The following is a 14,323-nucleotide window of genomic DNA, read 5'->3' on the forward strand; positions in this document are numbered from 1 at the left end:
CCCCGCCCGCCGCGCCCCCCCCCCCCCCCCCCCCCCCCCCCCCCCCCCCCCCCCCCCCCCCCCCCCCCCCCCCCCCCCCCCCCCCCCCCCCCCCCCCCCCCCCCCCCCACTCCGTCGGCCCCCTCGCAGGGCCCCGCCCCGAGCGTGCGAGGGGAGGGGGCGAGGGGTCGTTCCTCAGACCGTGAAGCCCCGCTGGCGGCGGAACAGCTTCTTGATCATGAACAGCGTCTGCAGGACGGTGACCAGGTACAGCACCGGCCAGCCGATCGACAGGATCGCCGACTGGACGCCGACGCTCTGCTGGCTCCAGGCGTAGATGAGCACCAGGAACGTGGCGATCGCGCACACCGCCGGCATGACGTACGCCGACCCGCGGCCCTTCTCCGCCGCCGCCTGCGCGGCCCAGTTGTCCTTCTCCGAGCGGGAGAGGAACTGCACCCACGCGGTCATGAAGTGCCCCATCCGGATCCACATGTAGAACTCGGCCGGGACGAACAGGAAGGCGTAGAGCAGGTCGGTGGCGCTCTTGTCGTGCATCGACAGGGCGATCCGCAGGTTCAGCAGCGTGGCCACCACCGGCGGGATCAGCCACACCGGGTTGAACACGAACGCGTCGATCGACAGCGCCGCCGCCAGAAGCAGCAGGAACGACATGCGCGTGCCGATGTTGAACAGCATCGAGATGTTCTCGTACCAGCGCAGCCGCAGGTTGGGGTGCATGGGCTGGCCCTTGGTGTCCCCGCGCTGACCCGGCCACAGCAGGTCGATGCCGCCGAAGTTCCACTTGACCTGCTGCCCGTGCAGGGCGCGCAGGGTGGTCATCGGGCCCACGAACGCGCGCGCCCGGGCGCTGATCTTGGTGTTGAATCCGGCGTCCTTGATCTGCAGCGAGAGCTTGGAGTCCTCGACCTCGGAGTCGCGCACCCACGGCGCGGACTGGCGGTAGCGGTACATGACCGCCTCCAGCGCGCGGACGCTGAACAGGCTGCACTGGCCGCCGAGCACCGCCATGTTCCGGCCGCGCACGAGGTTGTCCATGTTGAAGCCGGCGAACTGGGCGCGCTGCCCGGCGACGAGGTACTTCGCCATGGCGCCGCGCACCTTGGTCTTGTCGAAGGTGTAGATCGCCGAGAGCCCGCCGATGCGCGGGTCGGTGACCATCTCCTTCTCCAGCCACTCCACGCAGCGCCGGTCCAGGGTGGTGTCGCCGTCGACGCCCAGGATGTAGTCGTAGCCGCGGCTCACGTAGTAGCCGAAGTTCAGCGCCCCGACCTTCTTGTCCGGGTTCTCGCCGATGTCGTGGACGTGCACGACGGTGTGGTAGGCCTCGCCCTTGACGACCCGGAAGTGCTCGCCGGCGAACTGGGCGGCGATCTCCGGGGTGTCGTCGTCGGTGTTGTTGATGATGACGTGGATGGCGTCCGGCGGCCGGGTCTGCGCCAGCAGCGAGGTGAGGACGTCGGCGATCGTCGACTCCTCGTTGTAGGCCGGGATGATGCAGCTGATCGTGGCCGTGCGGCGCTGCTCCTCGGCGGCGGCGCCCCCGAACTCGGCCGGCACCAGCGAGGAGATGTCGGGGACGGTCTGGTCGCCGCGGGCGAGCAGGGTGACGCGGTCGGTGGCCCGACGCATGCCGTGGACGACGAGCTCGGTCACTGGGGGTCCTCCTGCAGGAGCGGCAGCTCGAGGGCGTCGAGCACGGTCTGGCGGTAGTAGCGCTGCGAGCCCGGCTCGGTCTCGACGAGCAGGTCGAACTGGACGGAGAGGGTGACCGCGTCGGCCGTGGCGGCGGACGGGGGCACGGTGAGGGCGGAGCTGTAGCTGAACGGCGGCATGAGCGCGAACTCGCCGCGGTCCTCGACGGCGACGGTGCGGGTGGTGCCGTCGTCGGCGGTGACGACGAAACGGGTCACCAGGACCTCGACGTCCTCGTCGGTGCCGCCCTCGACGTGCGCGGACAGCTGGACGTTCTTCTCGCCGTCCGCCGTCCAGGTGGTGGCCTGGTCGGTGGTCCAGTAGTCGATGACGACGGTGCGGGCCCCGGCGGCCAGGGCGTGCGTGACCGACCCGCTGTCCAGGGCGCCCGCGGGGCGGGCCGGGGCGGTGCTGGTGGCGGCCGCGGCGGCGGTGGTGGCCGCGGCGCGGGCGCCGGCGTCCGACCCGGCGGCGTCGTCGGCGGCCTCGTCGGGAGCCTCGTCGGGAGTGCCGGCCTCGGCGCGGCCGGACACGTCCGGGCTCATGCTGACGTCGGGCCAGGAACAGCCGGAGATGCCGGCCGAGAGTGCGAGTGCGAGTCCCAGCCCCACGGCATGTGGCCGTAGGCGCCCGGACCCGGGCGTGCGTCGTGACACGAATTCCCCCCGTGCTCGATCAGGAGCCGCAGACACGGGAGGTGGTGGCGCTGTCCCCCAACTGCGGCCGCGACAGACCGTAGGGACGGCGGGCCCGGAGTGGGGCGGTCTCCACCCGATCAGGCGGGGCAGGTCCACCGGCCGGGTGAGACCGCCGCCACGCCGGGTCTCGCGGCCGGCACCGGAGGGGTACCGGCCGCGGTCGCGGTCAGCGCCGGGGGTCGAGCACGAGCTTGCCGGTGGTGCGCCGGGCACGCAGGTCCTGGTGGGCCTCGCGGACGGCCGACAGCGGGTAGCGGCCGCCGATCACCGGGCGCAGGTCACCGTCGGCGACGAGGCGCAGCAGGTCGGACATGGCGTCGTCCATCATCTGCGGCCGGGCCATGCAGTGCGCGAGCCAGAAGCCGACGACGGCGCGGCTGCGCTGCATCAGCGCGCCGGGCGGCACCGCGGCGGTCTCCTGGCGGGCGGCCATGCCGTAGGTGACCAGCCGGCCGAACGGCGCGAGCGCGGACAGGGCGCCGGTGAACACCTCGCCGCCGGTCATCTCCAGCACCACGTCGACCGGCCGGCCGCCGTTGGCCTCGCGCAGGGCGGCGGTGAACGCCCTCGGGTCGCCGTCGGCCAGCGCCGGGTCGACCGACGCGTCGGCGCCGAGCTCCTCGGTCAACGCCCGCTTCTCCGGGCTGGACGCGGTCGCGATCACGCGGCCGGCACCCCAGCGCTTCGCCAGCTGGATCGCCAGCGTGCCGACGCCGCCGGCCCCGGCGATGACGACGACGGTCTCGCCGGCGGCCAGGTGCGCGCTGGTGCGCAGCAGGTGCCAGGCGGTCGCGCCCTGCAGGACGACGGACAGGGCCTGCTCGTCACTGACACCGTCGGGCACCGGCCAGGTCAGCCGCGGGTCGGCGACCGCCCTCTCCGCGTACCCGCCGCCGTCGAGCAGGCCGACCACCCGCGGCCCGCCGCCGGCGGGCGTGCCGACGAACTCGGCGCCGGGCACGAGCGGCAGCGCCTGCGGCGCCAGGTAGGAGTTCTCGGCCTGGTGGGTGTCGGCGTAGTTCACGCCGGCGGTCGAGACGTCGAACAGCTGCTGGCCCTCGCCGGGGACGGGGTCGGGCACGTCGACGACCTGGAGGACCTCGGGTCCGCCGAACTCGGTGATCTGGACAGCGCGCATGCTGGCTAGGTTAGGGCTTGCCTCTACGGTCGCTCCCGGGACGGACCGGTTGCAAGGCGGTGTCATCAGCGGCCGCCTTCAAGGCTCTATGTGTCGGATTCGCGACCGATGGCGGCCGGCCTCTTGCGGCCCGGGAAACGCGACGGCGGCCGGTTCATGGGACTGTCGCCCTCGCTGTGTAGCTTGCGGCAGGTCGTGATCGGCGTGCGTGAGCGATGTGGGAAGACCCTGAAGCTCAACTCCGCTCGCCCCTCGGGTTTGCTCCAAAGGCGTAGCAACTAGGAGAAGTCTTGCTTTCCGAAGTTCGTATCAAGCGGTTTAAGTCACTTGGAGACGTCTCCGTTCCGCTGGGAAAGATAACAGTCCTCGTTGGACCTAATAATGCCGGAAAGAGCAGCCTATTGCAGGCTATCCAGTTTGCGACTTCCATCTGTCAGAGCCTGCAGGTTGAGAACGTATCCGCTTGGTCGCGCGGCGCTCGAAGTGGGACTCTTTCGGCGCAGCAGTTGATTTACACCCCTCTGCGAGCCCTTGACGCGCTCGCGATGGGGGGAAGGCTTCGGCAGGATTCGGCATACGCGATCGGCGTGGAACTGCGGGATGACTCGGCGAATGAAACTATCATCTCGGTGATCCGTGGTAAGAATCGAAATATCTCTGTGCGGGTGTCTGGTGAGAATTTGGGGCGAGAGCTTGAGGATCTAACCAATCCCTATAGCGTGGTTGCCCCCGGTCTGGCCGGTATACCGTCGGTCGAGGAGTTCAAGTCGCCGGGAGTGGTTCGCAGGGCCGCGGCGCGGGGCGACGCTAACAGCGTGTTTCGTAACGTCCTTTGGACTTTGCGAAGGGACCCGGATCAATGGGCTATTCTAGAGACTCGGCTTGCGGAAATATTTCCTGACGTCGCCTTGAGGTTGCAATTCGACGATGCCACCGACGAGTACATCCGAGCTGAAGTAAATAGAGGTGAAGAATACTGGCTCCCGATCGATTCTGCTGGTACCGGTGTCCTTCAGGCGTTGCAGGTGTTGTCGTATGTTGGGGTGTACGGCCCGAAGCTCCTAATCCTTGACGAGCCGGATTCGCATCTACACCCGGACAATCAGCGGAAGCTGGCGCGTCTACTGAGACTGCTGGTCGACGAGACGGAAACGCAAGTCCTGCTATCTACTCACTCGAGGCACATGCTTGACGAGTTCGGGCGGCTCGGAGCGACTGTTCATTGGATTAGTGACGGTAAGCGGCAAGACGGCGAGTTTGACCAGGTTAGTGCTCTGCTGGACTTGGGCGCTTTGGACGCGGGCGATCGGCTCCGCCACGGCTCCACCCCTGTTGTCGTTCTGACGGAGGATACTGAGACGGAGGGTCTCCGAACGCTTCTTCTCTCTTCCGGTCTGCAGGAGGACGACTACCAGATCTGGTCATATGCCGGATCCAGCAACCTGTCTGCTGCGAGTGTTCTAGGTCGGTTTATCATGGATATCGCACCAGGTACAGTTGTCATCGTTCATCGTGATCGTGACTACCTCACGGACGTGGAAGCTGTGAGGTATGAAGAGGTGCTTAGGGAACAGGGCTTGCATCCTTTCCTGACGCATGGCACCGACGTGGAAAGCCACTTCCTCGATGTTGGGTATCTGCAGGAGTGTTACCCGCATCTTTCGGGCCCTGATGTCGCGAGCATCCTGGACCAAGCGACGCGAGATATGCGGGACAAGTAAATCGAGATATGTGGCAATCAACGGATCGAAGCTGCAAACCGGGCTCGGCGGGAAGGTGGTGAACGGGAGAGCGCGGCGGGTATTGTCTTTGCGAGCGCGGCGGCCTTCGATGCTGACCCTGCTCGCTACAGGCACGGAAAGAAGACGTTGAAGCGATTGAAGACGATCGTCCAGCAGCTCGGCGGCCCTCAGCGCTCGGTCGGTGTCACTGCCAGTCCTCTCCTCCGAGTGCCCGTGATTGCTGAGGTCGCAAACGCAATTGCTGAGACTGCGTCCACTGATGTTGGAGTTCCTGCCGTCTGACCTCTCCTGTGTAGCGATTCTCCGGACACCCGGAGGTTCTCTTTTCGCTGACGACGTAAGGCGAGTCGCCGTGACGTTATTCCCTATGGGGCGGAGTGGGTTGCCTCAACTAGTACGGGAGTCGGAAAGTCTCGCCTATCCAACCTTCCGTCGCGTCAGCGGATGTAAGGCCGCGAAGTGCTGCTGGATGTTGTGAAGGGGGGCGCTCCATGATCGATCTGGGCAGTTGGCGAGCAGGCACCTAGGCCACGTTAGTTCCTGAGCGCTCTGGACCATCAGGATGAAGTGGGCAGTCATGGCGCCACGGAAGCAGTTGGCCTCATCTAGCGTCCACTGCTGCGAGCCTGTTCTGGCCATGATCGTCCGGTTGGGGTCTGCAGGCGGGCGAGTTCGGTTCGCCACCTCTGCGCGCCGAGCCTCAAAAACTCTGGTGAGGGAGTCAGTAGGCCGGCCTAGCCTTGGCGCTGTGCCCCCCGGTGATCTTCACACCAGCCGCCCATCGGTCTACCTGGACCAGTGGGTCTGGGTGCGACTGGCGAGCGTGGTGGAAGGCAAGCCTCGGGCGCCCGGCGACGCAGAGGTGCTGGACGCCCTACGGGAAGCGGCCGCTGCCGGCGTCGCCTTCCCGCTCTCAAGAACCCACTACATCGAGACGTCGAGCATCAAGAAGCCCAAGCAACGCCAAGACCTCGCCCGGGTTATGGCGTCCATCTCGTTCTTCCGGACGCTACGCGGCGGCCAGGTCCTCATCCGTCACCAGATGCTGAACGCCATGCACGAGACCTTCGGTCGGCCCACCTTCAAGCCTCGCGCGCCAGAAGCCCTCGGGCTCGGAGTGAGCTGGGCCTTCTTAGGCCGGCAGGGCTTCATGCGGGTCATGGACAAGGCGACTGGCCTGGAGACCACCGAAGCGGCGCTGCCTGGCGTTGGCAAGCTGCGCCGGGAGTTGTCCCAGTTGGCCGAGACGATGCTCATCGCGGGGCCCGCCGACGACGAGGTTAAGGCCCTACGGGCCAATGGTTACCGGCCCGAGGCCACCGAGGAAGGCCATGCGAGCCGACTCGCCTGGGAGGAGCTCTTGGTCGGCATGCTTAGAGACGACCCGGTTAACGCCGACGAGCTACGTGTCCGTGTCACGGCTCGGGAGCTTTGCCACGAGTACCTAGACCTGTTCAACGAGTTGATGGCGGAGTACCGGCTCACCCTCGAACGGGTCTTGGGATCGGACCCTGACCGTCCTGGGTCAGGAAGGCCCAAGCTCATGGCCTTCTCCGACTGCATCCCCTCGATGCGCTTGGCCGTAGATATGAAGGCAGCTCTCTTCCGCAACGGGGCGCGGGTCTGGAAGCCCAACGACCTGCATGACATCGACGCCATGAGTCAGGCGATCCCGTACTGCCACGCGGTCGTGACAGACAAGGACGCAGCGGACCGCGTGAAACGGACGGGCGGCGACAAGCGCAATGGAACCGCCGTCCTGAGCAAGCTGGATCAACTGGTCGAGCTCTTGCCGGACCTCGTCCGGCTCGCGCAGACCATAGGCGGAGACCCAACCGGATGGGACGTCGCTGGCCTCGGCGCAGGGTTCATGGCCACACTGCCCGACGGCACCTGGCCATCACTCAACGTCGCGGAAACCGTTTGATGTCGTAGGCGGCACCTAGCCTCAGCCGCATGGACGCCGAGCGGAACCCTGAGCACCTGAAGGGCCGCCGCCGAGGGGGCGTCCGACGCTGTCCGAGGAGTCCGGATCGCGATTCGAAGTCCGATCCGGATCGTTGGGGGAGGGCCTCCCCAATCACACTTCGCCACGATCCCGTCCCTGGCAGCGAGAAGGCTTAGATGGCGAACGTCAGTCTTGTTGGAAGCATGCTGGCCTCGACTGCACCCCGACCATGCGGCCTCTGTGGTGATACCCGAAGACTTTCTAGGGCGCACGTGCCGCCACAGGCCGCAGGGAACGATACGAGCGTGCTTCGCGCTCCTGACGTTATCGCCGGAGGAGTCCGGCGCCAGGGGCGTTGGAGTCAAGGCGGCATGTGGGTTCGTGGCCTGTGCGAAGGCTGCAACAATCTGGCCGGCATCGAGTATGACCGAGCGTACGCTGACTTCGCGAGTCAGCTAGCTCGCCTTTCGACCCCACTCGCGATGCGGCTTGCGGTAATCCCGGGCGAGGCGCCGGGTGTACGGTTTGCCCCCGGACTGGTTGCGAGATGCGTGCTGTTCGGAATGTTCGCGATCAACCCGCGTTTGCGAGTGTTGTTCCCCGAGCTCGCACACGACCTGCTCTACGAGAGCGTCCGCGGCGCGGGCCCTGTCCGGTGGCCCGGCCAATTGAAGCTGCGCGTCGGCCGAACCCACCCCGCACTCCCGCGAGAAGGAGTGTTGTCTAGCGGGGTCTGGTCGATGCGAGTGCTGAATGAGCGCGTGGTCCATTTCTCGTTCGGCGACATCGTGTTCGCCCCGTTGGTGTGGAGTTTGGTGCCAGCGCATGAAGACAGCGAGCGTGACGGGCTAGGTCCTCAGATCACGAGGGGCTTAGCTGATGCCAGCGATTGGGTCCACTACGGCCCGGACCGAACGTCTGTCGACCTCCGATCCCTTACCAAGGCCCTTCCCTCGTTGGCGCATCCCTTGCACATCAAGCCTGACGACTGGGTAGAGCTCTTGACTCGAGATGGGTCGGACGCTGACGCGGTGGTGGTCTTCGGGCGTAGCGCCTGATTCTGTCGCGACCAAGGTCGGCTATCCGGGCGGGACTCCGTGGCTAGGCCTCAGGACTTGCAGACCGCGAGCGAAGCCGTTCCTCAGCGGTGGGTGTCGGCGTAGTTCACGCCGGCGGTCGAGACGTCGAACAGCTGCTGGCCCTCGCCGGGGACGGGGTCGGGCACGTCGACGACCTGGAGGACCTCGGGTCCGCCGAACTCGGTGAACTGGACTGCGCGCATGGACAGGACGCTAGGGGACGGCGCGGCGGGACGCGGCCGGGCGCCGCTCCTCGACATGCCGAGCGGGACTCCGGCACCGACGCCGAGGGCGTTCCGGGTGGTGGCCCGCCGCCACCCGGCAGCGGAGACCGTCGACGCGGTCGCAGCCCGGGCGACGAACGCGGTACGGCCGGACCACTCGTGGTCCGCGCGGCGGGTCCGGTGGCAACCGTTGTGCATCGAACGTATGTTCGACACATGCCGACGACGCGACCGCACCGCCACGGTTGTCCTCTCCGGGGCCGCGCACCCCGGGTGTCGGATCTCGCCGGGTGGGCGTCGTGACGGCGCCGACGCTGCACCGGCCCCGGGAGGCCGCCCGTTTCGTCCTCTACGACGCCGGGCGGCAGCACACGCCACCCATCCCCGTGCCGGTGGAGATCGACGAGGACCTGCCGGCGGGCTGGCGGCGTGACCCGTCGAACCCGCGCCGCGTCCAGCTGCCGGACCAGGGCCGGTGTCCGCACGGCTCCTTCCCCCGGTACGCGGCGCGGAACTGCTGCGCTCGCGGCGGGGAGGTCGCGGAGGCCGGAGTGGCGGCCGCTCCCCGGCCCTCGCGGGCGACGTGCCGGGCGGTCGGCGACGCCGCCGACGACCGGCGCCGGAGCCCGCGCTCGCGGACCCCGAGCGGTGCCGGTCCGCGGAGCGTGCCGGCCGAGCGCCGTGCCGGGTGATCCCGAACGACCGACGTGCAGCCGCCCGGGGCCGGGGCCGGTGGGGCCGCGACCTGGACCCGCCCGGACGTCGTCCCGGCCGGTCCCGCTGGTCAGCCGCCGGCGAGCCGCTGCAGCCGGGTCGTCAGGGCGGCCCGGCGGTCGGCGTTGCCGTGCAGGTCCACGTACCGCTGCCCGAAGCCGGCCAGCAGGGTGTCGTCCAGCCGGCGCACGGCACCCGGGGGATAGCGGTAGTCCATCCGGGCGGTGATGCCGCTGTCGTCCACGCCGCGCAGCACCTCGCCCAGCTCCACGAGGCTGGTCACGCCCAGCTCCAGCAGCAGTCCCGAGATCCAGGTGTAGTGGTCCGGGCGCGACCAGCCGGCGTCGGCGTACTGCCCGGCGAGGAACGCAGCCAGCTCCCGGGGCGCGATCCGGGGGTCGTCGGGGTCCGCGTCGTCGGCGTCGTCGCCGGGCACGGGTGCCCGGAGGCGCTCGCGGATCGCGGTGAACTGCTGGTCGGCCAGCTCCAGCAGCCCCGCGGCCAGGGTGAACCGGCGGTCGAACTCGGAGGTGTGCTCGTCCGGCACGGTGCCCTTGTAGCGGATGTCGTGCTCGAACTCGGCCCACGCGTGCTGCAGCACCGTGCGCACCTGCACCTGCACCACACGCCCGACCAGCTCCGGCAGCTCGGCCGCCCGGCCCGGGTCCACACCGATCAGCAGGTGCCGGCTGGAGTAGCCGAACCGGCCCTGCTGCGCGGTCCGCCGGCCCATGTCGCGGTCGTCGATCACCCGCACCTGGGCGGCCAGCAGCTCGGCGACGGCCTCCACGTCGCTCTGCACGTAGGTGATCACCCGGACGCCGATCTGGTCGGTGATGTCCCGCGCCGGGTCCGGGTAGGCAGGCACGCCGTCGACCGTGCGGGCCGCCTTCTCCGCGAACGAGGCGATGCTCTTGGTCCGCCCGGTCACCGACAGGTAGTTGATCCCGGCGTCATCGAGCACCTCGGTGACGAGCGCGAGCGCCCGCGCCCCGGCGACCAGGGCCTCGGGCCGGCCGTCGGCGTACGCCTGGATCGCCTGCTGCACCGGGTCGGGCGGGGGCGCGGCCTCCCGCGGGGCGGGCTGCAGGTCCGGCGGCAGGGTCGGGGTCACGATGGCACCGCCGGCCGCGTCGCCGTAGGTGGTCACCTCGTGCGGGCGCCGGACGGCGATCCACCCCACGTAGGCGCACACCACGGCGTCGACCTGGTCCTCGACCACCCGCAGCTCGACCTTGCGCGTGGCGGCCTGCACCTGCTGGCGCAGCGCGGCGAACGGCGCCCCGAGGTCGAGCTCGACCACCGCGCCCAGCAGGTCGATCAGCAGCAGCAGATCCGAACGCATCTGCTCCAGCGCGCGGCCCGGCTTGTTCTTGTACTTCAGGGTCCGGCCGAGCCGGAACAGCGCCACGGTCGCCGCGTGCGGGTAGACCTCGATCGCCCGGCGGTCGCGGCCCGAGCGGGGGTCGAGGTCCAGCCGGAGGCGCCGGCCGATGCGCCCGCCGCGGGTGTTCCCGTCGGTGAACTCGGCCTTGCCGGTGTTCGTCGGGTGCGCCCCGGCCTCGAACCGGGCGAAGTCGGCGTTCAGCGCCCGCTCGGCGGCCCGGTTGCCGGTGGCGTTGGGAACCACCAGCGGGGCGTCGATCGCCACGATGCACGGGCCGGCGGTGAACGGGGCCAGCGCGGTCTCGATCTGCTCGTCGGTGCGCACCGCGCTGACGTGCACCAGCCGCCCGGCGTCGTCCAGGACGGCGAGACCGGTGGGCTGCCGGAGGCCCCAGGCGAGGTCGATCCCGATGTGGTGCACGGGGCCAGCTTGCCCTGCCCTCCCGGTCGTCGGTGTCCTTCCCGCAGGACGGGGACCGACCGTTCTCCGGGTGGCAGCTGATCCTGGACGTCGCGCGCCTCCGCCGGAGGGCAGGCGACGCCTTCGTGCGCACCGTGCGCGAGTGCGCGCAGGCCGTTCGGTGGTCGGAGTCGATCGGGCTGGCACCCCTCGACATCGCCCGGGCGTCCGGGACCGTCGTCGTCGTCGACGCGGAGACTCCGGGCCGAGCCGGCCCGCGCCGACTCCCCGCCGGACGCGTGCGGAAGCGCGTCACCGTTCGGGCGGTGGAGTCGCCGGCGAGGCCCCCGTCCGCGCACGTGCTCGGGCAGACTCCCGCTCGTGGAACGCCACGAGTTCGGCGCCGCGGTGCGCCGGTTGCGGGAGGGCACACCGCCGGCGGCCGTCGGTCTGACCCCGGGGAGCCGACGGGTGCCCGGGCTGCGGCGGGAGGAGCTCGGCGAGCTCGCCGGCATGTCCGCGGACTACATCCGCAGGCTGGAGCAGGGGCGCAGCCATCCCTCCGCCGGCGTGGTGAACGCGATCGCGCGGGCCATGCGGGTCGGCCGGGCGGACTACGAGCGGCTCTGTGCCCTGGCCGGGTACGCCGCCGCCGACGGGCAGGTGCCGACCGACCTCGGCCCCGGTGCCACGCGGCTGCTGGAGCGGTTCCCCGACACCCCGATGCTCGTCACCGACGCGGCGATGAACGTGGTCGCGGTCAACAGCGCGTTCCTGGCCCTCGACCACTGGGACCTCACGGGGGAGCGCTGGGAGTGGAACGTCGCCTGGCGCTCCTTCTGCCACCCGTTCGCTGCCTTCCAGCAGTCCGATGCCGATGCCACCAGTCACGAGGCGGTCCTGGTGGCCCAGCTGAGGGCCGCGGTGCTGCGCTACCCCGCCGATGCCCAGCTCTCCGCCCTGGTGGAGGAGATGCGGGCGCGCAGCCGGACGTTCGACGGCCTGTGGCGAGCACCCCGACCGGTGGCCGCCTACGAGAGCAGCGCGACCTTCGTGCAGGCCGACGGGGACTCCCTCACCCTCGTGGGGAACCTGATCGCGCTCCCCGGGGACGACCTGGCGGCCGTCATGCTCACCGCCGCCCCGGGGTCCCGCGACGCGACCCGGCTGCAGGAGGTCGTCGGGGCAGCCGACGGACGGGCGGTCGTGAAGGTGGGCCAGATAGGCCCAGGATGACCGCGCGCTGAGCTGCCACGGTGGGGAACGTCCCCACAGACGGCTTCCAGCGAAGGCAGGTCCAGCGATGAAGGCAGTGCGGTTCCACGAGGTCGGCGGTCCCGAGGTCCTGCGGTACGAGGACGTCGAGGTCCCCACCCCGGGTGCCGGTGAGGTGCGGGTGCGGGTGGCGGCCTCGGCGTTCAACGCCGCCGACAACGGGATGCGTGGCGGGTTCCTCCCCATCCCGGTCGTGCTGCCGCACGTGCCCGGCTACGACGTCTCGGGCACGGTCGACGCGCTCGGTGGGGGCACCGACGGCGGACTGCAGGTCGGGGACGCCGTGATCGGTTTCCTGCCGATGGAGCGCGACGGCGGGGCGGCGGAGTACGTGATCGCCCCGGCCGAGGCCCTGGTCCCGGCCCCCTCGACCGTCCCGCTGGCGGACGCGGCGGCGCTGCCGTCGGTGGCGCTGACCGCATGGCAGGCACTCGTCGACGAGGGCCAGCTGACCGCCGGCCAGCGCGTCCTGGTCAACGGCGCCGGAGGCGTGGTCGGCAAGTACGCCGTCGCCCTGGCCAAGCGGGCCGGCGTGCACGTCGTGGCGACCGCGAGCCCGCGCTCCCGCGCCGCCGTCGAGGCCGCGGGTGCCGACGAGGTCGTCGACCACACCACCACCGACCTGCTGGGCGCGGTCGACGAGCAGGTGGACGTGCTGGTCAACCTCGCGCCCATCGACCCCGACCGGTTCGCCGCGCTCGTCGTCCTCGTCCGCGACGGTGGCAGGGTCGTCAGCACCACCGCGTTCATGGCCACCCCGGGCGACGAGGCCCGGGGCGTCAAGGCCGCGACGGTGTTCGTGCGGCCCGACCGTGAGCGCCTCACCCAGCTGGTGTCGCTGGTCGACAGCGGCGAGCTGCAGGTCGAGGTCGCCCGGCGCATCCCGCTGACGGATCTGCCCGCGCTGCACGCCGAGGCGGCCGCCGGGGGCATCGCCGGCAAGGTCGTCGTCCTGCCCTGACCGGGCCCGTCCGCCGGGCAGGAGCACGCAGCTCCGTCGGCTGAGGAGCGGGCGGCAGCCGTCCTGCCGCACACGACCAGTCCCCAGACGAACGGAGACAGCCGTGAGCACGGCCTACCTCGCACGACCCGAACGACACCAGCAGCTGGAGTGGCTCGGTGGGAGCACCCTGTCCATCCTGCTCGACGGCGCGGCCACCGACGGTCGGCTCATGGTCGGGCGCTCCGACGTCAGCAGGGGCGAGGCGCCGCCGTACCACGTGCACAGCAACGAGGACGAGGTGTTCATGCTGATCAAGGGCACTGCCCTCGTCTGGGTCGACGACCAGGAGAGCGAACTGACCGAGGGCGGCATCGTCTTCCTGCCCAGGCAGGTGCCGCACTCCTATCGCATCACCTCGGAGCAGGCCGATCTGCTGATCATCACGACACCGGCCGGCATCGAGGGGATGTTCCGCGAGACCGGACGCGACAGGGCCACCCCGCGACCCCCCGGCTACACGGTCACGCCGCGGCCGGCGGTGGCGGCGAAGTACGGCAACGCCATCCTCGGCCCGCCCCGCTGACCGCGGTCGACCAGGACCCCGGCCGCATCCGCACCCCCCGGCGTCCTGGTCGGCGTCCACGCGACCCGACCTCGACCGCCGTCCCGGCTCAGCGCCGGGTCTCGTACCGGCTCAGGAGAACGCCCCCGGGGAACGTCCGGGTCTGGCTGCCGGTCGGCGGTCGGCCAGTGGGCGTTCATGTCCTCCCACAGCCGGCGCCCGTACAGCGCGGTGCCCGTGGAGGCGACGCGGTCGGACCAGAAGGAGAACAGCTCGTCGCTCGGCGCGCCCCAGCCGAGGTCGCCGTCGGGGGCGGCGACGTAGCCGTCCAGGCTCACGTTCATCCCGAAGGTCAGTCGGCGCATCGGCCCATCCTCCCGGTGGTCTGTCCCGCGCGGGAGTCCGGAGTCCCTCGCCGCGGGGGGGGGGGGGGGGGGGGGGGGGGGGGGGGGGGGGGGGGGGGGGGGGGGGGGGGGGGGGGGGGGGGGGGGGGGGGGGGGGGGGGGGGCGGTGGGGCGG

General features: G+C 70.3%; 12 protein-coding genes. 6 read left to right on the forward strand and 6 right to left on the reverse strand.

What is annotated here, in order from left to right; translation table 11 throughout:
* Positions 1-174: 174 nt before the first annotated feature.
* The 3 genes from ACI781_RS18605 to ACI781_RS18615 all read right to left on the reverse strand — a co-directional run bounded on the left by ACI781_RS18605 (position 175) and on the right by ACI781_RS18615 (position 3,531).
* Positions 175-1,656, reverse strand: coding sequence for a glycosyltransferase family 2 protein (locus ACI781_RS18605; RefSeq protein ID WP_456567618.1), 1,482 nt, complete (start codon positions 1,654-1,656; stop codon positions 175-177).
* The gene (locus tag ACI781_RS18610) at positions 1,653-2,240 is read right to left on the reverse strand and encodes a hypothetical protein (RefSeq protein WP_456567619.1); all 588 of its coding nucleotides are present in this window, start codon (positions 2,238-2,240) and stop codon (positions 1,653-1,655) included. The genes ACI781_RS18605 and ACI781_RS18610 overlap by 4 nt, the downstream gene beginning before the upstream one ends.
* 319 nt (positions 2,241-2,559) lie before the next feature.
* Entirely contained in the window at positions 2,560-3,531 is a 972-nt protein-coding gene (locus ACI781_RS18615) for a quinone oxidoreductase family protein (protein WP_456567620.1), read from the reverse strand.
* 290 nt (positions 3,532-3,821) lie between these two features.
* On the opposite strand from ACI781_RS18615, the gene ACI781_RS18620 reads away from it, so the two are divergent.
* Both ACI781_RS18620 and ACI781_RS18625 read left to right on the forward strand, forming a co-directional pair.
* The gene (locus tag ACI781_RS18620; protein WP_456567621.1) at positions 3,822-5,252 is read left to right on the forward strand and encodes an AAA family ATPase; all 1,431 of its coding nucleotides are present in this window, start codon (positions 3,822-3,824) and stop codon (positions 5,250-5,252) included.
* An 844-nt stretch (positions 5,253-6,096) separates the two neighbouring features.
* On the forward strand, positions 6,097-7,200 hold the full coding sequence (locus tag ACI781_RS18625) for a hypothetical protein (protein ID WP_456567622.1): 1,104 nt from the start codon (positions 6,097-6,099) through the stop codon (positions 7,198-7,200).
* 1,162 nt (positions 7,201-8,362) lie between these two features.
* Here ACI781_RS18625 and ACI781_RS18630 read toward each other — a convergent pair.
* On the reverse strand, positions 8,363-8,503 hold the full coding sequence (locus ACI781_RS18630; protein WP_456567623.1) for a Zn-dependent oxidoreductase: 141 nt from the start codon (positions 8,501-8,503) through the stop codon (positions 8,363-8,365).
* Between the two features lie 320 nt (positions 8,504-8,823).
* Here ACI781_RS18630 and ACI781_RS18635 point away from each other — a divergent pair, with 320 nt between their 5' ends.
* A complete protein-coding gene (locus tag ACI781_RS18635) occupies positions 8,824-9,216 on the forward strand; it encodes a hypothetical protein (protein ID WP_456567624.1) in 393 nt (130 codons plus the stop codon).
* 92 nt (positions 9,217-9,308) lie between these two features.
* On the opposite strand, the gene ACI781_RS18640 is transcribed toward ACI781_RS18635, so the two are convergent.
* Positions 9,309-11,045, reverse strand: a complete 1,737-nt coding sequence (locus ACI781_RS18640; RefSeq protein WP_456567625.1) for a DUF429 domain-containing protein — start codon at positions 11,043-11,045, stop codon at positions 9,309-9,311.
* Between the two features lie 360 nt (positions 11,046-11,405).
* On the opposite strand from ACI781_RS18640, the gene ACI781_RS18645 reads away from it, so the two are divergent.
* From ACI781_RS18645 to ACI781_RS18655, 3 genes are all read left to right on the forward strand, one after another.
* Positions 11,406-12,260: a helix-turn-helix domain-containing protein gene (locus tag ACI781_RS18645; RefSeq protein ID WP_456567626.1), complete on the forward strand. Its 855-nt coding sequence runs from the start codon at positions 11,406-11,408 to the stop codon at positions 12,258-12,260.
* 67 nt (positions 12,261-12,327) lie between these two features.
* The gene (locus tag ACI781_RS18650) at positions 12,328-13,260 is read left to right on the forward strand and encodes an NADP-dependent oxidoreductase (RefSeq protein ID WP_456567627.1); all 933 of its coding nucleotides are present in this window, start codon (positions 12,328-12,330) and stop codon (positions 13,258-13,260) included.
* Positions 13,261-13,363: 103 nt separating this feature from the next.
* Positions 13,364-13,825, forward strand: coding sequence for a cupin domain-containing protein (locus ACI781_RS18655; RefSeq protein WP_456567628.1), 462 nt, complete (start codon positions 13,364-13,366; stop codon positions 13,823-13,825).
* Here the strand turns inward: ACI781_RS18655 and ACI781_RS18660 are convergent.
* Positions 13,756-14,169, reverse strand: a complete 414-nt coding sequence (locus ACI781_RS18660; protein WP_456567629.1) for a dihydrofolate reductase family protein — start codon at positions 14,167-14,169, stop codon at positions 13,756-13,758. The two genes, ACI781_RS18655 and ACI781_RS18660, sit on opposite strands and share 70 nt — an antisense overlap.
* Positions 14,170-14,323 lie beyond the last annotated feature (154 nt).

The organism is Blastococcus sp. SYSU D00695, assembly GCF_054050555.1.